The 20,963-nt window shown below is 70.2% G+C and carries 18 protein-coding genes; 16 read left to right on the forward strand and 2 right to left on the reverse strand.

Annotation, left to right across the window (positions count from 1 at the left end; genetic code table 11):
- Positions 1 to 237: 237 nt before the first annotated feature.
- Positions 238 to 1,440, forward strand: a complete 1,203-nt coding sequence (locus tag AB0I69_RS23445; protein WP_363097599.1) for a beta-1,3-glucanase family protein — start codon at positions 238 to 240, stop codon at positions 1,438 to 1,440.
- 261 nt (positions 1,441 to 1,701) lie between these two features.
- Positions 1,702 to 2,796, forward strand: coding sequence for a PP2C family protein-serine/threonine phosphatase (locus AB0I69_RS23450; protein ID WP_363097916.1), 1,095 nt, complete (start codon positions 1,702 to 1,704; stop codon positions 2,794 to 2,796).
- Positions 2,797 to 2,820: 24 nt separating this feature from the next.
- On the opposite strand, the gene AB0I69_RS23455 is transcribed toward AB0I69_RS23450, so the two are convergent.
- Positions 2,821 to 5,067 carry an MMPL family transporter gene (locus AB0I69_RS23455; protein WP_363097600.1) on the reverse strand — a complete coding sequence of 749 codons (2,247 nt, stop codon included), beginning with the start codon at positions 5,065 to 5,067 and terminating at the stop codon, positions 2,821 to 2,823.
- 331 nt (positions 5,068 to 5,398) lie between these two features.
- Between AB0I69_RS23455 and AB0I69_RS23460 the strand changes: the two genes are divergently transcribed.
- The 9 genes from AB0I69_RS23460 (at position 5,399) to AB0I69_RS23500 (ending at position 13,696) form a co-directional block, all read left to right on the forward strand.
- The gene (locus tag AB0I69_RS23460; RefSeq protein WP_363097601.1) at positions 5,399 to 6,847 is read left to right on the forward strand and encodes an ATP-binding protein; all 1,449 of its coding nucleotides are present in this window, start codon (positions 5,399 to 5,401) and stop codon (positions 6,845 to 6,847) included.
- Positions 6,844 to 7,266 carry a roadblock/LC7 domain-containing protein gene (locus AB0I69_RS23465; protein WP_363097602.1) on the forward strand — a complete coding sequence of 141 codons (423 nt, stop codon included), beginning with the start codon at positions 6,844 to 6,846 and terminating at the stop codon, positions 7,264 to 7,266. Before AB0I69_RS23460 ends, AB0I69_RS23465 begins: the two co-directional genes overlap by 4 nt.
- On the forward strand, positions 7,263 to 7,625 hold the full coding sequence (locus AB0I69_RS23470) for a DUF742 domain-containing protein (RefSeq protein WP_363097603.1): 363 nt from the start codon (positions 7,263 to 7,265) through the stop codon (positions 7,623 to 7,625). The genes AB0I69_RS23465 and AB0I69_RS23470 overlap by 4 nt, the downstream gene beginning before the upstream one ends.
- Positions 7,597 to 8,220, forward strand: a complete 624-nt coding sequence (locus AB0I69_RS23475; RefSeq protein WP_363097604.1) for an ATP/GTP-binding protein — start codon at positions 7,597 to 7,599, stop codon at positions 8,218 to 8,220. Before AB0I69_RS23470 ends, AB0I69_RS23475 begins: the two co-directional genes overlap by 29 nt.
- Positions 8,217 to 9,434 (forward strand): cytochrome P450, encoded by a 1,218-nt coding sequence (locus AB0I69_RS23480; protein ID WP_363097605.1) that lies wholly within the window; start codon positions 8,217 to 8,219, stop codon positions 9,432 to 9,434. Before AB0I69_RS23475 ends, AB0I69_RS23480 begins: the two co-directional genes overlap by 4 nt.
- Positions 9,431 to 10,657: a cytochrome P450 gene (locus tag AB0I69_RS23485; protein WP_363097606.1), complete on the forward strand. Its 1,227-nt coding sequence runs from the start codon at positions 9,431 to 9,433 to the stop codon at positions 10,655 to 10,657. The genes AB0I69_RS23480 and AB0I69_RS23485 overlap by 4 nt, the downstream gene beginning before the upstream one ends.
- A gap of 207 nt (positions 10,658 to 10,864) precedes the next feature.
- Positions 10,865 to 11,485: an L-threonylcarbamoyladenylate synthase gene (locus tag AB0I69_RS23490; RefSeq protein ID WP_363097607.1), complete on the forward strand. Its 621-nt coding sequence runs from the start codon at positions 10,865 to 10,867 to the stop codon at positions 11,483 to 11,485.
- A 103-nt stretch (positions 11,486 to 11,588) separates the two neighbouring features.
- Positions 11,589 to 12,344 (forward strand): dienelactone hydrolase family protein, encoded by a 756-nt coding sequence (locus AB0I69_RS23495; RefSeq protein ID WP_363097608.1) that lies wholly within the window; start codon positions 11,589 to 11,591, stop codon positions 12,342 to 12,344.
- 164 nt (positions 12,345 to 12,508) lie between these two features.
- Positions 12,509 to 13,696 carry a glycoside hydrolase family 64 protein gene (locus AB0I69_RS23500; protein WP_363097609.1) on the forward strand — a complete coding sequence of 396 codons (1,188 nt, stop codon included), beginning with the start codon at positions 12,509 to 12,511 and terminating at the stop codon, positions 13,694 to 13,696.
- 72 nt (positions 13,697 to 13,768) lie between these two features.
- On the opposite strand, the gene AB0I69_RS23505 is transcribed toward AB0I69_RS23500, so the two are convergent.
- Positions 13,769 to 16,144, reverse strand: coding sequence for a M4 family metallopeptidase (locus tag AB0I69_RS23505; protein WP_363097917.1), 2,376 nt, complete (start codon positions 16,142 to 16,144; stop codon positions 13,769 to 13,771).
- A gap of 416 nt (positions 16,145 to 16,560) precedes the next feature.
- Between AB0I69_RS23505 and AB0I69_RS23510 the strand changes: the two genes are divergently transcribed.
- From AB0I69_RS23510 to AB0I69_RS23530, 5 genes are read left to right on the forward strand one after another with little or no spacing between them, the layout of a single operon-like run.
- On the forward strand, positions 16,561 to 17,865 hold the full coding sequence (locus tag AB0I69_RS23510; RefSeq protein WP_363097610.1) for an extracellular solute-binding protein: 1,305 nt from the start codon (positions 16,561 to 16,563) through the stop codon (positions 17,863 to 17,865).
- Positions 17,866 to 17,872: 7 nt separating this feature from the next.
- The gene (locus AB0I69_RS23515) at positions 17,873 to 18,784 is read left to right on the forward strand and encodes a sugar ABC transporter permease (RefSeq protein WP_363097611.1); all 912 of its coding nucleotides are present in this window, start codon (positions 17,873 to 17,875) and stop codon (positions 18,782 to 18,784) included.
- Complete coding sequence (locus AB0I69_RS23520) at positions 18,781 to 19,683, forward strand: carbohydrate ABC transporter permease (protein ID WP_363097612.1); 903 nt, start codon at positions 18,781 to 18,783, stop codon at positions 19,681 to 19,683. Before AB0I69_RS23515 ends, AB0I69_RS23520 begins: the two co-directional genes overlap by 4 nt.
- Positions 19,684 to 19,688: 5 nt before the next feature.
- Positions 19,689 to 19,820: a hypothetical protein gene (locus AB0I69_RS23525; protein WP_363097613.1), complete on the forward strand. Its 132-nt coding sequence runs from the start codon at positions 19,689 to 19,691 to the stop codon at positions 19,818 to 19,820.
- Positions 19,820 to 20,959 (forward strand): ROK family transcriptional regulator, encoded by a 1,140-nt coding sequence (locus AB0I69_RS23530; protein WP_363097614.1) that lies wholly within the window; start codon positions 19,820 to 19,822, stop codon positions 20,957 to 20,959. The genes AB0I69_RS23525 and AB0I69_RS23530 overlap by 1 nt, the downstream gene beginning before the upstream one ends.
- Positions 20,960 to 20,963 lie beyond the last annotated feature (4 nt).

Raw genomic sequence — 20,963 nt, forward strand, 5'->3', positions numbered from 1 at the left:
CAGGGGTGAACGCTTCGCCCTGCGCTTAAGTGGCCCTTAAGCGGCGGTTAAGCCACCCGACTCCCCGCGTCTCCGCAGGTCAGCGCCGCGGGGACTTCTCGCCGAACCATTGGCCGGGGCGGTCGTCGTGCGTAACATCGGGCCCCGGCGGCGGTGCTGGCGCACGCTGTGAGAGCGCTCTCAATGTGTCGGCACCGTCCGCTCCGAACAGCCCGACTCGCCCGGAGGTCCCCCCACATGACTCCCCGTCACCAGCGCACGCTCGGCCGCCGCAAGCTCCTCTTCGCCCTCGGTGGCGCGGCGGTGGCCGCTCCCGTCGTCGCGGCGCTCGCACCGCATGCCCTCGCGGACACCAAGTCCATGGAGACGAGCGCCGATCAGGCGGGCGCGCTCCCGCTGACGCTCGTCAACAACAGCGGCTCGTTCGACAACGCGAACGTGCACGTGTACATCGTCGGCAACGTGGACGGCAAGCAGGTGCGGGTCGCTCCCGACGGGACGCTCGCGCCGATCGCGCTCTCGGACAACGGCGCGGACGGCTTCACCGACTACGCGATCAGCCTCAACTCCGGTACGGAGACGACGATTTCGCTCCCGTACCTGTCGGGCCGCATCTACGTCTCGCTCGGCGCGAAGCTCAAGTTCAAGGCCGTGGCGGACGGCAACGGCAACCCCGCGTTGCAGTACCCGGCCGGCTGGGTGACGTCCGACCCCAACTACGGGGTGCTGCACGACTGTGCCGAGTTCACGCACAACGCGTCGGGCATGTTCTGCAACACGACGATGGTCGACATGTTCAGCGTGCCGTTGAGCATCCGGCTGACCGGCGCGCAGGACCAGACGACGGGCACGCTGCGCGACGACGGGCGGGCGTCGGTGTTCGACGCCGTACGGAAGGTCGAGGCGTTCGCCCCGCTGATCGTCGGCGACACACGGGTCATCGCGCCGGGGCACGGGCTGGACGCGGGCCTGTTCGCCGCGGACTACTTCGCGCCGTACATCGACGAGGTGTGGAGCACGTACACCGGCAAGGACCTCACCGTCACCACGAACGCGGGTGCCTTCACCGGGCGGGTGCGCGCCGACCGATTCACCTTCACCGGACCGGCCTCGGTCTCGTTCGCCAAGCCGTCGACCCGGGACGTGCTGTTCTGCGACGGCAACCTGGCCGCCCCGAACGACGGCACCACGGGCCCGGTCGCGGCCGTGCTCGGCGCCGGCTTCAACCGCTCGACACTCCTGTCGAACAGCGCCCAGCCGACCACCGACCCGTCGAGCTTCTACGCCACCGACCTCACGAACCACTACGCGAAAGCCGTGCACGCGGCGACCGCCGACGGCAAGGCGTACGGCTTCGCCTTCGACGACGTGGCGGACTTCGCGTCGTACGTCCAGGACACGGCGCCGACGGGGATACGGCTGACGCTCACGCCGTTCTAGGTCGTGTCCGCAAGGTCCCGTCGTCCGCCCGAAGGGCGGGCCCCGCGGCGTCCGGTGCGTGCTCTGGGGGTCCCCCCGGCCGAAGGCTGGGGGAGTGCCGGGCGGGAGCCCTCGTACTGGGCGTACTTGGGCTTTCGCCCGGTGCGGCGAGAGTGCGTGCCGGGCGTCGCGGGGCAGGCGGGACCTTGCGGACACGGCCTAGCTCCAGCCGCTCGGAGTGCGGGTCGGGTCCCGCCGTAGGAGCGTGGTGCTGTGGCGAAGGTGCGCGTTCCGTCGTTCCGCCGGGACCGGGAGCCGGCCCGGCGGGGGTGGCTTCGGGGCGCGCCGGCGCCGCGGTGGGTGCGGGTGCTGCCGGGCGCTCTGGTGGTGGGTGTCGGCGTGGCGACGCTGGTCAGCCCGCACTCGCTCGACATCGGGTTCCTGCTGGGCGCCATCCCGCCGCTGGCCGGGCTGTCCTACGGCCCGCTCGCGACCGCGCTGATGGGCGGCGCCACGGTCGCCCTGCTGACCGTTCCGGCGTTCCATCTCAACGATCCCGGTGAGACCGATCTGCTGACGGTCCTGTTCGTCGCGGTGCTGAGCGTGTTCGTGTCCTTCGTCCGCAGCCGCCGTGATGCCCAGCTCGGCCTGGAGCGCACGGTCGCCGAGGCCGCGCAGCGGGCCGTCGTACCGCCGTTGCCTGAGCGGGTGGGGCCGGTGCGCTGTGCGGGGCTGTACCGGGCGGCACAGCGCGGGACGCTGGTCGGCGGGGACTTCTTCGACGTGCGGGACGGGCCGTACGGCGTGCGGGCGGTCATGGGCGATGTGCAGGGGCACGGGCTGTCGGCCGTGGCGACGGTGGCCTCGCTGCTCGGCGCGTTCCGGGAGGCGGTGCTCGACCTGCCGGACCTGGAGGCGGTCGCGGCACGGCTGGACCGCAGGCTCGTGGTGGACTCCGCGCGGTCGCGGCACGCGGAACTGTTCGCCACGGCCGTGCTGCTGGAGTTCTCGGCGAACGCGCGGGCGGTGCGGATCGTGGCCTGCGGGCATCCGGCTCCGGTGCTGCTGCGCGCGGGGCAGGTGACGGAGATCGGCATCGTGCCGTGGACACCGCTCGGTCTCGGACTGCCCGATTCAGGCCCGCTCGGCGCCGTCACCGTGCCGCTGCTGCCCGGGGACCGGCTGTTCCTGGCGTCCGACGGGGTGTGGGAGGCACGGGACGGGGCCGGCGCCTTCTACCCGTTCACCGGTCGGCTGGCCGTGCTCGCCGAGGGCGACTGCGCCGACCTGGCGGAGCGGGTGTGGGCCGATGTGCTGCGGCACTCCGAAGAGGTCCGGGACGATGTCACGATGCTTGTCCTGACGCCCGATGCCTGACCACTGACGACTGACGACTGACGGTCACGTCGCGTCCTGCTCCCCCTCGGCGTCGATGTGCGGCAGGATCCGGTCCAGGAAGCGGGGTGTCCACCAGGCGTGGCGGCCCAGCAGGGTCATGACCGCGGGCACCATCAGCAGGCGTACGACCGTGGCGTCGATCAGCACGCTGACGGCCAGGCCGAGTCCGAGCATCTTGACCACGATGTTGTCGCTGAGGACGAAGGCCGCGAAGACGCTGACCATGATCAGCGCGGCGCAGGTGATGACGCGTGCGGTGATCTCCAGGGCGTGGGCGACCGAGGCCTCGGCGTCGCCGGTGCGCAGCCAGGCCTCGTGGACGCGGGAGAGCAGGAAGATCTCGTAGTCCATGCTCAGGCCGAAGATGATCGCGAACATCATCATCGGGACGTAGCTCTCGATGGGGACCTTGCCGGAGACACCCAGCGCGGGGCCGCCCCAGCCCCACTGGAAGACGGCGACGACCACGCCGTAGGAGGCCGCGATCGAGAGCACGTTGAGGACGGCGGCCTTGACGGCTACGAGCAGGCCGCGGAACACGGCGAGGATGATCAGGAAGGCCAGGGCGACCACCACACCGATGATCAGGGGCAGCCGGCTCGACACGATGTCGCGGAAGTCGACCTGTGCGGCCGTGGTGCCGGTGACGTAGCCCTTGGCGGAGGTTCCGGAGACCGCGTCGGGCAGGGTGTTGTGGACGAGCCGGTTGGTGAGGTCGGTGGTGTCGGCGCTCTGCGGGGACTGCTTGGAGTAGACGGTGCCGACCAGGACGTCCCCGTCCTTGGTGGTCGTCAGCGGGGTGACCTTGGCGGCGCCCTGCACCCCGTCGAGGGTCTTCTGGGCCTGGCCGGCGAGGGCCGAGCGCTGGGAGGACGGGACGCCTGTCTGGTCGATGACGATGGTGAGCGGGCCGTTGGCACCGGGACCGAAGGCGTCGGTCATCAGGTCGAAGGCGCGTCGGTCCGTGAACGAGGTGGGGTCGGCGCCGTCGCCGATGTGGCCGAGCTGGAGGGAGAACACCGGGATCGCGAGGACGACGACGGCCGCGACGCCCGCCGCGAGGAACGTCCACGGCCGGTATTCCACGCGCTGCGCGTAGCGGTGCCAGGTGCCCGTGGGTTCGGTGCCTGGCGCGGCGTCGGTCTCGGCCACCGGGCGGCGCACCCGGTAGCGGTCGATCCGCTTGCCGAGGAGCCCGAGCAGGGCGGGTACGAGGGTGAGCGCGCCGACGACCGCCGACACCACCGTCACGGCGGCGGCGAGCCCGAGTTTGCCGATGAAGGGCACACCGGACACGAACAGTCCGGCGAGCGCGATGATCACAGTGCAGCCCGAGACGAGCACGGCCCGGCCGCTGGTCGCCGTGGCCTGCCCGGCGGCGCGTACGGGGTCGTCCCCGTTCATGAGGTTCTGCCGGTGACGGGTGATCAGAAAGAGGGCGTAGTCGATACCGACGCCGAGCCCGATCATCGTCGCCAGGGTCGGGGACACCGTCGCGAAAGTGAACGCCGCCGCCAGCAGCCCGAGGCAGGCGAGTCCTCCGATCACACTGATCAGCGCGGTCACCAGCGGCATCGCGGCGGCGATCACACTGCCGAAGCCGATCAGCAGGACGACGATCGCCACGGCGAACCCGATGAGTTCGCTGATCCGGTCGTCGGCGGCGGGCCGGGCGAGTTCGCCGAGCGGTCCGCCGTACTCGACCTGGGCGCCGGCGGCGCGCAGCGGCTTCACAGAGGTGTCCACGCCGTGGAGGTAGCCGTCGCCGAGGGTCGACGGCTGCACGTCGAAGCGGATGGTGATGTACGCGGCCTTCGCGTCGGAGGAGAGGGGGCCGACGTTCGGGCCGGTGGACGTCGGCGTCTGCGTGCCGGGCTGTGGCAGCGGGTTCTGCACCGACAGGACGTGCGGGAGTTTCTGCAGGTCGCCGACCGTCTCGGACATCTGCGAGGTCAGCGAGGTGAGCTGCTTGTCCTTGTCGTGCAGGACGATCTGGCTGCTGTAGCCCCCGGCCGCCGGATCGTGTTCCTTCAGAATCTGCAGACCGTGCCGGGACTGTACGCCGGACAGCGAGAAGTCGTCCGAATAGTCGCCCCCGAAGGACCTGTTGAGGACCTGGAGCGCGGCCAGCGCGACGAGCCAGGCGACGATCACGATCACGAAGTGCCGGGCGCACCACTCCCCCAGCCGCCGCAGCACCCCCTTGGCAGCCGTCCGTCCGTCCCCTGCGCTGGATTCCGTGGGCGCCATGGCCTCGGCCTCTTCCGCCGGGTGACACATCCGACATCCCCATTAGACGCCTACGGGATCACTCCGGCATCTCGGGCATGCCGGGGCTTCGGGCTGGGGTCGGCGTACGCGGGACGGCCCGCCGATCCCATCCACACCCCGACGACTCAACTCCCTTTCCCCACACGCCATTTCAGACACTTGGCACAGAAGCGAACAGAGGCCGGTCAGTTTCGGAGGGAAGTCCTGTTACACCGTGCGAGAGCGGTCGATGACGGTGTGTACTGTGCTCCGGGCGCCCCGCCTCAGGGGCCGAACTCAGCCCTGCCCGACGTCGCTTGGACTCGATTCGATGACCGAATTACCGGACCTGGTGGCCGGTGCGCTCGCCGCCGGCACACTGTCCGCGCTGGCACTCGGCGCCGGATTGCTGCGGTCGCGGCGTCAACGTGCCCTGCAGCGCGCGGAGATCGCCGAGTTGCGAAGCCGACTGGACGGCGTTCAGGCGGCGTTGGTGGCCGAGGCCGAGCATCTGGCGGCACAGCGGATCCCGGCCGCCGCCCGGCAGCTGACGCATTCGCGGCTCGCCGTACCGGGCCCGGCGCAGCCGCAGTTCATCGGTTCACCGCTCGGGATCGCCCTCGAAAGCGTGCTGCACGCGGTGCGGTCGGAACTCGCCGCGCAGCGCACCCGCATCGACGCCGCCGCGCAGGCCGGGATGCGCGGGGCCACCCGCGAGATCCAGGCCGCGCTCTACCGGTTGCAGGACGCCCTGCGCTCCCTCCAACAGCGTTACGACGACCCCGAGTTGGCGCAGACCCTGTTCATGCTGGACCACGAGAACGAGCAGTCGCTGCGCCGTGCTCAGGTCGCGGCCGTCGTGTGCGGGGCATGGGTCGGGCTCGCGCGTGAGGAGTCGCACCTCGTCGAGGCGGTGACCGGCGGGCAGGCCCGGCTCGCCGGCTATCACCGGGTGCGGGTGCACAACCACCTCGAAGCGGGCACCGCGCTCGTCTCGCACGCCGTCGAGCCGGTCGCCGTCATCGTCGCCGAACTCCTCGACAACGCGCTGCGACACTCCGCCCCGGACACCGACGTCGTGGTCAACCTGGAGCACGTCCATCACGGGGCCTGCGTCACCGTCGACGACGCGGGGCTCGGCATGACCCAGGACGAACGCGACCACGCCCGGCGGTTGCTGGCCGGTTCCGACCCGATCCTGCTCACCGACCTGGGCGACCCACCGCGCATGGGGTTCGCCGCGATCGGCCGGCTGACCCGGCAGTTCGACCTGAGCGTCGACGTCTCCTCGCCCTCTCCCTACGGCGGCGTCCGCGCGGTCCTGCGGATCGACAGCCACCTCCTCAGCCGGATCGACCCCGAGCGGCAGCCGCCCGCGGCCAGCGCCCCGCGCTCGACCCGCCGGGCCCCCACACGCACGCGCACGCCGGCACCCGCACCGACCCACTCCTACGGCTCGGAGCGCGACGAGCGGGCCGTGGCCGACGTGCCCGGGCACCAGGCCCTACCCGATGCCGGCGGCCTGCCGCGTCGACGACGGCGCACCCCGGTCGCCGCACCAGCCGCACCGGTCGCGCCGACCGCCCCGCAGACACACCAGCCGGAGCGCCGCCCGGAGCAGGCCGCCGCCGCGCTCGGCGCCCTCCAGTCCGGCACCGCCGCCGCACGCGCCGCGAACGACGACGACGGGACCACCGTAGGAGAGCGCACTGCGGCACCCGGAACAGCGACAGCGCACGACACGCAACAGACCGACTACGAGGGGGGAGCGGCTAGATGACCAGCCGCGATGGGGGCGACACGGCATGGGCGCTCGATGCGATCCTGGAGGTGCCGCATGTGCTGGCCGCGGTGCTGTTGACCCGGGACGGGCTGGTGCGGGGGTACACCGACGCGCTGTCCCAGGCCTCGGGCGAGCGGGTGGCCGCGATCACCAGCACGGTGCAGGGGGCGTGCCGTACGGCCGCGGCGGCCTTCGCCGACCGGGAAGGGGCCGAGATACGGCAGGTGGTCATCGAGTCGGACCACGGCTATGTGCTCATCGTCCCTACGGATCACGGGACTTGTGTGGCGGCCTACGGCGACACCGAGGTGCGGCTGGATCTGCTGGCGCACCGGGTGCACTCGCAGGTGGCGCGGCTGGGTGAGAAGGCGATGGCCGCCGCTCCGCGGGGAGTTGACGGCGGCGCGCCGGCATGACGGGCCGCCGCGGCGGCCGTCCTCTCGTTCCCGCGTATCTGTCGACCGGCGGTGTGGCCCGGCCGAGCCGCCCCCAGTTGGAACGGCTGACAGTGCTCAGCGGCAGCGGCGAGCCCGCCCCGGCCGGTCTGCCCGCGGCCCAACTCGCCCTGCTGGACGCCCTGTACGCCGGTTCACTGACGGTACTGGAGGCGGCGGCCCTGCTGGAGCTGCCGGTTTCCGCGGTGCGGGTCCTGGCCGCCGGTCTCGTCGACCGGAGCCTGGTGCTCGCCCGTGCCCCGATCCCGCCCGCCGAACGCTTCGACCCCGACCTGCTGAAGAGAGTCGCAGATGGCCTACGCGCCCTCAAGCACCACTAGCGGCAGCACCACCGGCGGCCTCCATCTGCCGGACAGCGCCCGCGAGTTGGTCAAGATCCTGATCGCGGGTCCCTTCGGGGTGGGCAAGACGACCCTCATCGACTCCGTGTCGGAGATTCGGCCGCTGCACACCGAGGAGCGGCTCAGCGAGGCGTCTGTCCACGTGGACGATCTCGCCGGGGTGCGGGAGAAGTCGACGACGACCGTCGCCATCGATTTCGGGCGGATCAGCCTGCCGGGCGGGATCGTGCTGTACCTGTTCGGCACACCCGGGCAGGAGCGGTTCCGGGCACTGTGGGAGGACATCGCGTACGGCGCGCTCGGGGCGCTCGTCCTGGTCGACAGCCGTCGTGTCGACGCCTCGTTCGACGTGCTCGGGCTGGTGGAGGAGAGCGGGCTGCCGTACGCCGTCGCCGTCAACACCTTCCCGGACGCGCCCCGGCACCACACCGAGCACCAGCTGCGCGCCGCCCTGGACTTGGAGCCCGGCACGCCGCTGGTGACCTGTGACGCCCGGGACGCGAACTCGTCCCTCGACGCGCTGCTCGCCCTGGTCCAGCATCTGATCGACCGCGACCCTCCGGAGCACCGGTGACCACCACTTCGCCCACCCGACCCGTCCACCTGTGGGAGGACGGCTTCGCGCTGGATCCCTACGGCTACTACGCCGCCCTGCGCGCCCAGGGCCCGGTCGGCTGGGCCGAACTCGCCCCGGGCGTACCGGCGTACGTCGTCACCGAGCGGCGGGCGGCGCTGGAGTTGCTGCGCGACACCGACACGTTCTCGCACGACCCCAGGCCGTGGGAGTCGACGGTCGCCGAGGACTCGCCGGTGCTCGGGATGATGCGCTGGCGGCCCAACTCCCTGTTCGCCGACGGCGCCGCGCATGTCCGCTACCGTGCCTCGCTCATCGACACCTTCGACCGGATCGAGCCGCACGATCTGCGGGCGCGGGTGCACCGGGCCGTGCATGTGCTGGTGAGCCGGATCGGGCCGCGCGGACAGGCCGATCTGGTGGGCGAGTTCGCGCGGCCGTTGATGGCGCTGGTGTTCAACAGCCTGTTCGGGCTGCCCGACAGCCAGAGCGAGCGGCTGGACCGGGCGCTGGGCATGATGATGGAGGGCGGCGCCCAAGCCGCCGAGGGCGAGGCTGAGTTCGGCGGCTACGTCCTCGAACTCATCGCCGCCAAGGCCAAGTCGCGCGGCAACGATCTCCCCAGCTGGCTGCTCGACCATCCGGCCGGGCTCACCCCGGAGGAGGTCACCTGGCAGGTGTTCCTCACCCTGGGCGCGGGCCACGAGCCGACGGCGAACCTGGTGTCCAACGCCCTGTCCCGCATCCTCGGCACCTCGGTCTACTACTCCACTCTGACCAGTGGCGCCCGACCGGTCATGGACGCCGTGGTGGAGGTCCTGCACCACGAGACGCCGCTCGCCAACTACGGCATCCACTACGCCCGTTCACCCGTGACGTTCCACGGCGCGTGGATCAGGCCGGCCGTCCCGGTCGTCGTCTCGTACGGCGCGCTCGCGCACTTCGCCGAGCAGGAGGTCGTCAGCGGCCGGCATCCCAAGGACGCCTCGCACCTGTCGTGGTCGGCGGGCCCGCACGCCTGCCCGGTCAAGCAGCACACCCTGCTCATCGCGACGGAGGCGATCGAGCGGCTCACCCTGTGGCTGCCGGACCTCGAACCCGTCGTACCGCGCGCGGAGTTGAGCTGGCGTCCCGGCCCCTTCCATCGCTCGCTCACCTCGCTGCCCGTCCGGTTCAGCCCCCGCTCCCCCGACCAGCCAGGAGACCCGTCGTGACCGTGTCCGACCGCATCGCCCTCGACCCGTTCGGCGCCGACATGGCCGCCGAGAGCGCCAAGCTGCGTGCCCTCGGCCCGATCGTGCCCGTCGAACTGCCCGGCGGCATCCCCGCCTGGGCCCCCACCGGCTACGACACCCTCAAGGACCTGATCCTCGACCCACAGGTCAGCAAGGACCCCCGGCTGCACTGGAACCTGTGGTCGGAGATCGACGAACACCCCTCCTGGGGCTGGGTGTTGGGCTGGGTCGGCGTGATCAACATGCTCTCGACGTACGGCACCGACCACGCGCGCCTGCGCAAACTCGTGGCGCCCAGTTTCACGCACCGGCGCACCGAGGCGATGCGGGCCCGGGTCGAGGCGATCACGGCCGAGTTGCTCGACGCGGTGGCGGCCGACGACGCCGAGGTGGTCGACATCAGGGCGGCACTCGCCCACCCCCTGCCGATGCGGATCATCTGCGATTTGTTCGGCGTACCGGACGAGTTGGTGGACGACACCGGCCGCCTCATCGCGGCCATCATGGACACCTCGGACCCGTCACCGGAGCACGCGGCGTTCGTGCAGCAGCAGATCGGCACGGTGCTGCCCGCGCTGATCGCCCACCGCAGCGAGCACCCCGGCGACGACCTCACCACCGAACTGATCCGGGTGCGCGACGAGGACGGCGACCGGCTCAGCGACGAGGAACTCCTGTACACACTGCTGCTGGTGATCGGCGCGGGCTTCGAGACGACGGTCAACCTCATCGGGAACGCGATCATCGCCCTGCTCAAGCGTCCCGAGCAGTTGGCGGACGTGCGCGCCAGGAAGATCGGCTGGGACGCGGTCGTCGACGAGACCCTGCGCGTCCACCCGTCCATCGCCTCGCTGCCGCTGCGGTTCGCGGTCACTGACCTCACCGTCGGCGGCGTCACCGTCCCGGCCGGGGACGCCATCATCACGACGTTCGCCGCGGCGGGGCTCGATCCCGCGCACTACGGCCCGGACGCGGACGTCTTCGACGCGGCCCGCGGAGCCGACGACCACCTGTCGTTCGGCATCGGCGTGCACCGCTGCATCGGGGCACCGCTCGCCCGCGTGGAGGCCCTGACCGCGTTGCCCGCGTTCTTCGACCGTTTCCCGGACGCCCGGCTCGCCGTCGACCCGGACGAGTTGCGGCAGGTGCCGTCCTTCATCGCCTTCGGCTGGCAGGAAGTGCCGGTACGGCTGCACGGCTGAGCCGGTCAGCCGGGCAAGCGCGGTGGAACCGCTCCGCCGCGGCCACGGGGGATGGGCCGCGGGCGGAGCAGTCCTGCCCGAGTTCGGGGGAGAGACCCGAGCGCTCTCGTCGGCTTCCCCCGATTCGCCGGGGTACACACCCGCCGGACCGACCACCCTCAGCAGGCCCGCGCGGCGACCCGCGCGGGCACGGCATAAGCTCGGCGGGTGGCCAAGTACTTCGACGTGCACCCCGACAACCCGCAGCCCCGCACCATCACCCAGGTCACGGACAGTGTCCGCTCGGGTGCGCTGATCGCGTACCCGACCGACTCCTGCTACGCGCTGGGCTGCCAGCTGGGCAACCGTGACGGCATGGAGCGGATCCGTACGATCCGGCATCTCAACGACCGGCACCACTTCACGCTGGTGTGCCAGAACTTCGCCCAGCTGGGCCAGTTCGTGCACATCGACAACGACGTGTTCCGCGCCATCAAGGCCTCCACGCCCGGCAGCTACACCTTCATCCTCCCGGCGACGAAGGAGGTGCCGCGCCAGCTGCTGAACACGAAGAAGAAGACCGTGGGCGTGCGCATCCCCGACCACGTCGTCACCCAGGCCCTGCTGGCCGAGCTGGGCGAGCCGCTGCTGTCCAGCACCCTCCTGCTGCCCGACGAGGAGGAGCCGATGACGCAGGGCTGGGAGATCAAGGACCGGCTCGATCACGTGGTGGACGCGGTGGTCGACTCCGGGGACTGCGGTACGGAACCGACGACTGTCATCGACTTCTCGAACGGCGAGGCCGAGATCGTGCGGAAGGGGGCGGGCGACGTCTCCCGCTTCGAGTGACCCCGGCGGAGGGGCCGTGACCGGGCGTGCCACGATGATCGGAACACGCCGCGCCGGGCCGGCAGGTGGTCCGGCGCCGATCCGCACGGAGGCACCCCCCGCCATGACCGTCGTACAGGGCACAGCCGTGGACATCCCCACCGAGGACGGCATCGCCGACGCCTATCTGGCGCATCCCGGCGACGACCTCCCCCGTCCGGCCGTGCTGCTCTACCAGGACGCCTTCGGGCTCCGCCCCCACCTCAAGTCCATGGCCGACCGGCTGGCCGAGGCCGGTTACACGGTCCTGGTGCCGAACGTGTTCTACCGGCACGGTCGCGCGCCGGTGGTCGAGCTGCCGGAGTTCATCGACCCCGAGGCGCGTCCGGACATCTTCCAGAAGGTCGGCCCGCTGATCGGGGGCCTGACCCCCGACCTGGTCGAGCGGGACGCCGGTGCCTACCTCCGCTGGCTGGCCGAGTCCCCGCTGGTCGCGGACGGGCCGGTCGCGGTCACCGGGTACTGCATGGGCGCCCGGCTGGCGCTGTACACCGCCGGCGCCTACCCGGACCGGGTGGCCGCGGCGGCCGGCTTCCACGGCGGGCGACTGGCCACCGACGACCCGACCAGCCCGCACCTGGCCGCCCAACACATCACCGCCGAGCTGTACTTCGGCCACGCCGACCAGGACTCCTCGCTGCCCGAGGAGCAGATCAAGCGGTTCGAGGACGCGCTCACCGCGGCCGGTGTCCGGCACCGCTGCGAGGTCTACCCGGGTGCCCAGCACGGCTACACACAGGCTGACACCTCCTCGTACGACGCGGAGGCCGACGAGCGTCACTGGATCGCGCTGCTCGACCTGCTGGACCGTACGTTCTGATCGACAGACCGCATTCACTGATTCAATCCAGGTGCCCACGGCGCGAGTTGCCGTGGGCACCTTTCGTTCAACTCATTGACATGAACGCGGCTCGGCGCGATTCTGAGAGCGCTCTCACATAGGTACGGACCAATTTTCGTACACCCCCCACACGGAGGTGAGTAGTGCTCGTCAGACTCGCACGTCGACTGGGTGCCGCGACCGCGGTGGCCACGATGCTCGCGCTGGCCACACCGGTGACGGCGGACGCCGCGGTGCCCGCCACGATCCCGCTGAAGATCACCAACAACTCGGGCCGCGGCGACGCGGTCTACATCTACGACCTGGGCACCAACCTGGCCACCGGCCAGCAGGGTTGGGCAGACGCCAACGGCACGTTCCACGCCTGGCCGGCAGGTGGCAACCCGCCCACTCCGGCGCCGGACGCCTCGATCGCGGGCCCGGCGGCCGGGCAGTCCAGCACCATCCGGATCCCCAAGTTCTCCGGCCGCATCTACTTCTCGTACGGCCAGAAGCTGGTGTTCAAGCTGACCACCGGCGGCCTGGTGCAGCCGGCCGTGCAGAACCCGACCGACCCGAACCGCAACATCCTCTTCAACTGGTCCGAGTACACGCTGAACGACTCCGGGCTGTGGATCAACAGCACCCAGGTGGACATGTTCTCCGCGCCGTACGCGGTCGGGGTGCAGCGTTCCGACGGGAGCACGGCAACCACCGGGCATCTCAAGTCGGGTGGCTACACCGGGTTCTTCAACGCGCTGCGCGGGCAGCCCGGCGGCTGGGCCAACCTGATCCAGACCCGGTCCGACGGCACGGTTCTGCGAGCGCTCTCACCGACGTACGGGATCGAGACGGGCGCCCTGCCGAGCACCGTCATGGACGACTACATCAACCGCGTCTGGACGAAGTACGCGTCGTCGACCCTGACCGTGACGCCGTTCGCCGACCAGCCGAACACCAAATACTACGGCCGGGTCTCGGGCAACGTCATGAACTTCACCAACAGCTCCGGCGCGGTCGTCACCACCTTCCAGAAGCCGGACGCGGCCAGCATCTTCGGCTGCTCCAAGTACCTCGACGCCCCCAACGACCTGGTGCGCGGCCCGATTTCACGCACACTGTGCGCGGGCTTCAACCGCTCCACGCTCCTGGTCAACCCCAACCAGCCGGACACCACGACGGCCAACTTCTACCAGGACGTGGTGACCAACCACTACGCCCGCAAGATCCACGCGCAGATGGCCGACGGCAAGGCCTACGCGTTCGCGTTCGACGACGTCGGCGCCCAGGAGTCCCTGGTGAACGACGGCAACCCGCAGCAGGCCTATCTGACGCTGGACCCGCTGAGCTGAGGACACCGGAACACCCCGCACGCCTGGGGCGCGTGCGGGGTGCCGGATGAAACATGGAACAGGGAGAGCGGATCAGCTGGTCGTGACGGCGGTGTCGTCGACGACGAAGCTGGTCTGGAGCGAGGAGTCCTCGACTCCGCTGAACTTCAGCGTGACGGTGGTACCGGCGAAGGCCGAGAGGCTGAAGGACTTCGCGACGTACCCGCTGGCCGCGTTGAGGTTGGAGTAGGTGGCGAGCGTGGTCGATCCGGCGGTGACCGTCAGCTTGTCGTAGGCCGTGCTGGTGGTGGTCTCCGCGGTGTCGACGTGCAGGTAGAAGGTGAACGTCGTGCCCGTGCAGCCGCTCGGGACGGTCACCGACTGGGACAGCGTGTCGGTGTGGGTCGAGCCGTACCCGTCGAGCCACGCGTAGTACGAGCCCGCGTGTGCGGACTCGCTGCTGGAGTTGGTGATGACTCCGCTGGTGGCGGTCCAGGTGGTGCTGCCGGACTCGAAGCCCTGGTTGCCGAGGAGTTGCGTGGAGGTGCAGGTTCCGCCGCCCCCGCTGGTGCTCACGGTCCAGGTGAAGGACGCGGTGCCGGTCGCCCCGGTGCTGTCGGTGACGGTCACGGTGGAGCTGTAGGTGCCCGCAGTCGTCGGGGTGCCGGTGATGGCGCCCGTGGAGCTGCTGATCGACAGGCCGGTGGGCAGTCCGGTCGCGGCGTACGTCAGGGTGCCGCTGTTGGTGCTGCTGGCCGTGATCGCCAGGCTCACCGCGGTGCCGACGGTGGAGGACTGGCTGCCCGGGTTGGTCACCGTGACACCACTGGTCGGTACGGTGATGTGGCTGCCGACGTTGATACCGGCGAAGGCGTTGCCAACTCCCGCGTACTGGGCGGAACTTGTGCCGTACAGCGCGCCGGCGGCACTCAACGCCGCGGTACGGGCCTGGGCGTACGTGGTGCTGGACGTCATGTACGTCGTCAGCGCCTTGTACCAGATCTGCAGGGCCGCGGCCCGGCCGATACCGGCGACGGCGACGCCGTCGGAGGTGGTGCTGGTGTAGCTGACGCCGTTGATGACCTTGGTGCCGCTGCCCTCGGAGAGCAGGTAGAACATGTGGTTGGCCGGGCCCGAGGAGTAGTGGACGTCGAGGTTGCCGACGCCGGAGTACCAACTGTCCGCGGAGCCGCCGTCCTTGCTCGGCTTGTCCATGTAACGCAGCGGCGTGCCGTCGCCGTTGATGTCGATCTTCTCGCCGATGAGGTAGTCGCCCACGTCGGTGGAGTTGTTGGCGTAGAACTCGACACCGGTGCCCATGATGTCCGAGGTGGCCTCGTTGAGGCCGCCGGACTCACCGGTGTATTCGAGCCCGGCGGTGTTCGAGGTGACACCGTGGCTCATCTCGTGACCCGCCACGTCCAGCGAGGTCAGCGCGTGCGTGCTGCTGGTGCCGTCGCCGTACGTCATGCAGAAGCAGCTGTCGTCCCAGAAGGCGTTGACGTACGCCGTGCTGTAGTGGACGCGCGAGTAGGCGGCGACGCCGTCGTTCTTGATGCCGCTGCGGCCGAAGGTGTTCTTGTAGAAGTCCCAGGTCTCCTGGGCGCCGTAGGCGGCGTCCGCGCCGGCGGTCTGGGTGTTGGAGCCGGAGCTGGTGCCCCACACGTCGTCCGAGTCGGTCATCAGCGTGCCGGTGCCCGACGTGCCGTTGTTGAGGCTGTACGTCTTGTGGCCGCCGCGCGTGGTGTCGTACAGCTGGTACGTCGAACCGGACAGCGTGGTGCTCAGGGACACCGTGCCGCTGTACTGGGTGTTGCCGGTGCCCGTCTTGATCGCCTGGTAGCGGTAGAGCTCCTTGCCGCTTGAGGCGTCAGTGATGACGTGCAGCTGGCTCGGCGTGCCGTCGTCCTGGAAGCCACCGACCACGGTCTCCCAGGCCAGCTTCGGGGTGCCGCTGCCGGCCCAGATGACCTTGCGGGCGCTGTCGGCGGCGGGGCTCTTGGCGTCGAGGGCCTTGGCCGTGGTGAGGGCCTTGGTCTCGGCTGCCGCCTTGGTGAAGGACGCGGTGGTGGAGGCGACCGCCATGGTGTGCTTGTTGTTGAACGTGGCGCTCACGGTGCCCGTGGCCACGGTGGCGGGCGGGGTGTGCACGACGAGGTCGCCGCCGAGGACCGGCAGGCCCGCGTAGGTGCGCTCGTAACGGGTGTGCAGCGTGCCGTCGTTGTCCTTGACGACGTCCCGGACTACCAGCTTCTCCTTGGCGCCGAGGCCGAGGGTGCGGGCGGTCGCCGTGGTGTTCTGCGTGGCGCTCTTCACCAGGGCGGAGCGCTGGGCCGGGGTGAGCTTCGCCTCCAGGCTGCCGGTGAGCAGCGGGCTCGGGTGGGGGGAGGCGGGCTTCGCTGTCGCGGGCACCGACTGGATGCCGACGGCCAGGAAGGCGGCGGTGGAGACCAGGGCTCCTACCGCCATCCGCTTGCGGGGGATGCGTCTCACTCTTACTCCTACTGCGACGACCGCGAACGCGGCCGGTGACAGACCGGACAGCCGGGTCTGCTGTCCGGGAAGAGCTGAGCTGTGCGGGGCGTACGGAACTTTGACCGATCCGTGAAGGATCCGTGGGGGTGGCTGGGTGGAGGATGACAGTCTTGACCCGTCCATGTCACCCAGGTCAGGGGCACTCAAGGGTTTTCCCTCTGTCAGGGATTTCGCTACAAGTTCCGAAATTATTCGTGACGGCTGAGCCACGCCGGCGAAACAGACCCTTCCTAACGTCGCAGTCAGCCACAGAGGTCCCATCAGCCGCATTACGGCCGCCGGACCGATAACGCTGCTTTCCCCGAAAATCCCTTCACTGTCCTCAGCGCCCCATGAGACAGGAGCCCCGAGTGTCCGATCCCTCCCGACGCGGCGTCCTCAGACTGTCCGCAGGCACCGCTCTGCTCGGCACCCTCGCCCTCGCGGGCTGTGGGCGCGGCGACACCGCGACCGCTACCGCGAAGGCCACGGCCAAGCCGATCGACGACAAGCCGGCCACCGGCAGCGTCAACGTCTGGGCCGCGCAGGGCGACGCCGACGTCCTCGCCAAGGTGATCAAGCCCTTCAAGGCCGCGAACCCGGACGTCACCGTGAAGTTCACGCTGATACCGAACTCCGAGTACTACACGAAGCTCCAGGCGGCGGTCGCGGCGGGCAAGGGCCCGGATGTGGCCCAGTTCTTCCCCGAGTCGCAGGCGCAGTTCCTCGACCCGTCGATCCTGCGGCCCGTGCCGGACGGGCTCGTCGACTCCGGCGCCTTCTTCAAGAGCCTGTGGGACGCGGGTCTGGTCAAGGACGTGGCCTACACGGTGCCCTGGTACGCCTACACGTACGCGCTCGTCTACCGTGCCGACCTCGCCGAGAAGGCGGGCGTCAAGGCACCCACCACGTGGGCCGAAATGGTGCCGTTCTTCAAGGCGTTGGAGAGTGCCGGCGCCGTGCGCGGGCTCGGGGCGGACAACGGCTGGGACATCTTCAACGGCCAGGACGTCGCGATGTACGCCTGGCAGGCGGGCGGCAACCTGCTCTCGCCCAACGGCAGTTGGACCCTCGACACACCGGCGGTGGTCGACGCCCTCAAGTACAACGCGTCGTTCTTCACCTCGGGTTCCGCCGACACCGCGACCCCCACCTTCCTCGACGCACAGCCGTACTTCGTGTCCGGCAAGACAGCCACGATGATCACGGGCCCATGGGTGCTCGGGCAGCTCGACACCGCCGCGAAGAAGACCGGCTGGACGGCGTCCCATGTCGCCACGGCACCGCTGCCGGCCGGTGCCTCGGGCAGCATCTCCTTCTCCGCCGGAGGCACTTGGGGCGTCCTCGCGGACAGCGGGAACACGGACGCGTCGTGGAAGTTCGTCCGGTACGTCTCGAAGCCGAGCACCCAGGTCGCGCAGTACTCGGCATACGGCTCGCTGCCCGCCGTGATCTCCGCCTGGGACGACCCCGCCGTCAAGAAGCAGCCGCTCCTCGACGCCTTCCTCACTCAGCTGAAGAACACCAAGGCCTTTCCGCAGGTGGGCAGTTGGCAGCAGGTCGCCACCCGGCTGGGCAAGGAGGTGGAGGCCGTCGCCAAGGGCACACAGACCGCGGAGAAGGCCGCCGCGAGCATCCAGGCGTACGCCAAGAGTCTCGGCACGGGCGCGGGGTGAGCGGCGGATGACCAGCACGCTCGTCCCGGGAGCGCGAGGCAGGGCACGCAACTCCCGTCGTACGGCGGTCGCGTGGCTGTTCCTCGCCCCGTTCACCGTCGTGTTCGTCCTCTACACCGCGATTCCCACGGTGGCCGCGCTCGGCTTCAGCCTGACCGACCTGCGCGGCTCGGACCTGCGCCATCCCCTCGCGGTCGACTTCACCGGCCTGGACAACTACCTGCGCCTGTTCCAGGACCCGACCTTCCTGCGCGACATCCTGAACACCGCCGTCTTCGTCGCCGTGGGGGTCCCGTCGACCATGGCGATCGGCTTCGCGCTGGCCGTCGCGCTGAACTCCGGTATCCGGCGGATGCGCGGGGTGTTCCGCACGGTCTTCTTCGCACCGGTCGTCACCAACGTCGTCGCGGTCGCCCTGATCTGGCAGTACGCCTTCAACGCGGGCGGCACCGTCAACAAGGCACTGGCCGCCGTGGGTCTCGCCGGACCGAACTGGCTGGACGACCCGCATCTCGCCATGCCCGTGGTGATCCTGCTCGGCGTCTGGCGCAACTTCGGCACCGCGATGGTCCTGTTCCTCGCCGGGCTTCAGGCCGTCCCGGAGGATGTGTACGAGGCCGCCGCGCTCGACGGGGCGGGCAGGTGGAGGCAGTTGAGGCACATCACCTTGCCGCTGCTGCTCCCGACCACCCTCATGGTGTCGGTGCTGCTGACCGTCTTCTACCTCCAGGTCTTCGACGAGCCCTATCTCCTCACGGACGGCGGTCCGTTGGGGTCGACCGAGTCCGTGTCGCTGTACACCTACCACCAGTTCGGGTCCGGCCAGCTGGGCATGTCCTCGGCCGCGTCCTTCGTGATGCTGCTGCTCGTGCTGCTGGTGAGTGTCGTCCAGTTCCGACTGCTGAGGCCCCGCACATGACCGCCGTAGCCGCGTCGTTGAACGACGCCGACGCCGACGCCGACCTGATCGCCACCGAGGACCGGATCGCCGTACGCACGCGGTCCGTTGGCCGGCCCCTGCTGTACGGGGCGTTGGTGCTGTGCGCGCTGCTCACGCTGCTGCCCTTCTACTGGGTGGTCAGCGGTTCGCTGCGCGGCCTCGACGAGATCCGCTCCGACCCGGGGGCATGGGTGCCGCGGCACGTCACGCTCGACAACTTCGTGCGGTTGTTCCGGACCGAGGGCTTCGGGCGCTTCCTCACCAACAGTGTTCTGGTCGCCCTCATGGTGGTGATCGGCAACGTCGTGGCGGCCTCGGCGGCCGGATACGCGCTCGCCAAGCTGGAGTTCGCGGGCAAACGGCTCGCGTTCGGGGCGGTCATGGCGGCGATGATGGTGCCGTTCACGACGGTGTTCGTCACCCAGTTCGTCATCACCGTCGACATGGGCCTCGCCGACACCCTGACCGGCATCGCGCTGCCCGGCGTGGCGTTGCCGCTGTCGGTGTTCATCATGCGGCAGTACGCGCAGTCGGTCCCCGACGAACTGCTGGAGGCGGCGCGCATCGACGGCGCGGGCGAGTTCCGCATCTTCTTCCGGATCTTCCTTCCGCTGGCCGGTCCTGCGGTCGCCACGATCACGATCATGTCGTTCCTGACCTCGTGGAACAACTTCATCTGGCCGCTCATCGTGGCCCAGAGCACATCGAGTTACACCCTCCCGGTGGGCCTCGCCGCCACCAGCCAGGCAGCCCAGCACGTCACCGACTACGGCCTGGTCCTCGCCGGCGCGATCGTCGTGATGCTGCCGGTCCTCGTGCTCTTCCTGTTCCTCCAGAGGTACTTCGTGCAGGGCATCGCCGGATCGGGAATGCGGTGACCTACATGACGGAGATCGTGCAGACTCCCGTCCCCCGAACCCGGTCCACCCGGCCCTACGACACCTCCCGCCATGGCACCAACGGTGTGTTCGATCCCGTCATGCGGGGCAAGTCCGAGGAGGCGGAGGGGTGTTGATGTCAGGGTTGAACCAGAGTGCCGTGCGGCGCGTCAACACCTCGGTCATCCTGCGGGCGCTCGCGGTGGCCGCGGGGCCGACGACGCTCACCGCGCTCGCCGATCAGGCCGGTCTGTCCCGCCGTACCATCGAGCTGATCCTGGACTCGCTCGTCCAGGCGGGCTGGGTGGCCGAGTTGGAGCGGATACCGACCAGCGGCTCCGCCGGACGCCCCGCCCGGCGGTACGAACTGTGCGCGGAACACGCCCTGTTGGCGGCGGTCTGCATCAACACCGCTGACGCGTCCGCGGTCATCGCCGACGTACGCGGCCGGATCGTCGGCCGGGCGCACCGCCCGCTGCGCGCCTACCAGGACCCGGCGACCACGCTCGACGACGCGGCGGCGCTGGTCCGGGAGGCGCTCGACGACGCGGGCGGGTCTCCGGAGCGGCTGCGCGCCGGTGCGGTGGCGGGCGGCGGCGCCATCGACGACGAGGGAGTCGTACGACGGCTGGTGCACACCACACGCTGGGAAGGAGTGCATCTGCCCGCCGAGCTCGGACGCCGCATCCGGATGCCCTGGTTCGCCGACAACGACTCCAACCTCGGTGCGCTGGCCGAGCGTTGGCGGGGTGTGGCCGGCGACCACGACAACGTCGTATGGGCACACCTCGGCAACCGGACCGGTCTCGGCATCCTGATCCGAGGAGCCGTGCACCGGGGTCTGGACGGTGCGGCAGGCGAGATCGTCGAGGCCCAGTCGATCCCGACCGGCACGATCGCCAACCGCCCGGTGGCGTGGCTGAGTTCACCGGAGGCGACCCAGCGCAAGGTCGCCCTGGAGCGCTTCGCCGCGGCCCGGGCCGGAGACGTGGAAGCGCTCGCCGAGGTCGACGAGTTCGTCGAGAACATCACCTCGATCCTCACCACCCTGTCGTGGACGGTCGCGCCCTCGCTCATCGTGCTCGGCGGCGGTCTGGAGGACGCGGCCGATGTGCTGCTGCCCCGGGTACGCGAGGCGATGCGCGTCGCCCGCACCCCCGCGATCGAGCTGCGCGCCACCGGCCTGGGCCGCGACGCCCCGTTGATCGGCGCGGTGAAGCTGGTGCTCGACCGCATGGACACCGAGCTGTTCGGCCCGCTCGTCCCCGGTGCGTAACTCC

The organism is Streptomyces sp. NPDC050508 (assembly GCF_040655155.1).
Taxonomy (GTDB): Bacteria; Actinomycetota; Actinomycetes; order Streptomycetales; family Streptomycetaceae; genus Streptomyces.

Coding starts and splice junctions, on each gene's coding strand:
- AB0I69_RS23465 (WP_363097602.1), top strand. CDS start 6,844: ATGACCAGCCGCGATGGGGGCGACACGGCATGGGCGCTCGATGCGATC.
- AB0I69_RS23505 (WP_363097917.1), bottom strand. CDS start 16,144: ATGGCGGTAGGAGCCCTGGTCTCCACCGCCGCCTTCCTGGCCGTCGGC.
- AB0I69_RS23530 (WP_363097614.1), top strand. CDS start 19,820: ATGTCAGGGTTGAACCAGAGTGCCGTGCGGCGCGTCAACACCTCGGTC.
- AB0I69_RS23475 (WP_363097604.1), top strand. CDS start 7,597: ATGGCCTACGCGCCCTCAAGCACCACTAGCGGCAGCACCACCGGCGGC.
- AB0I69_RS23520 (WP_363097612.1), top strand. CDS start 18,781: ATGACCGCCGTAGCCGCGTCGTTGAACGACGCCGACGCCGACGCCGAC.
- AB0I69_RS23470 (WP_363097603.1), top strand. CDS start 7,263: ATGACGGGCCGCCGCGGCGGCCGTCCTCTCGTTCCCGCGTATCTGTCG.
- AB0I69_RS23445 (WP_363097599.1), top strand. CDS start 238: ATGACTCCCCGTCACCAGCGCACGCTCGGCCGCCGCAAGCTCCTCTTC.
- AB0I69_RS23525 (WP_363097613.1), top strand. CDS start 19,689: ATGACGGAGATCGTGCAGACTCCCGTCCCCCGAACCCGGTCCACCCGG.
- AB0I69_RS23455 (WP_363097600.1), bottom strand. CDS start 5,067: ATGGCGCCCACGGAATCCAGCGCAGGGGACGGACGGACGGCTGCCAAG.
- AB0I69_RS23460 (WP_363097601.1), top strand. CDS start 5,399: ATGACCGAATTACCGGACCTGGTGGCCGGTGCGCTCGCCGCCGGCACA.
- AB0I69_RS23495 (WP_363097608.1), top strand. CDS start 11,589: ATGACCGTCGTACAGGGCACAGCCGTGGACATCCCCACCGAGGACGGC.
- AB0I69_RS23515 (WP_363097611.1), top strand. CDS start 17,873: ATGACCAGCACGCTCGTCCCGGGAGCGCGAGGCAGGGCACGCAACTCC.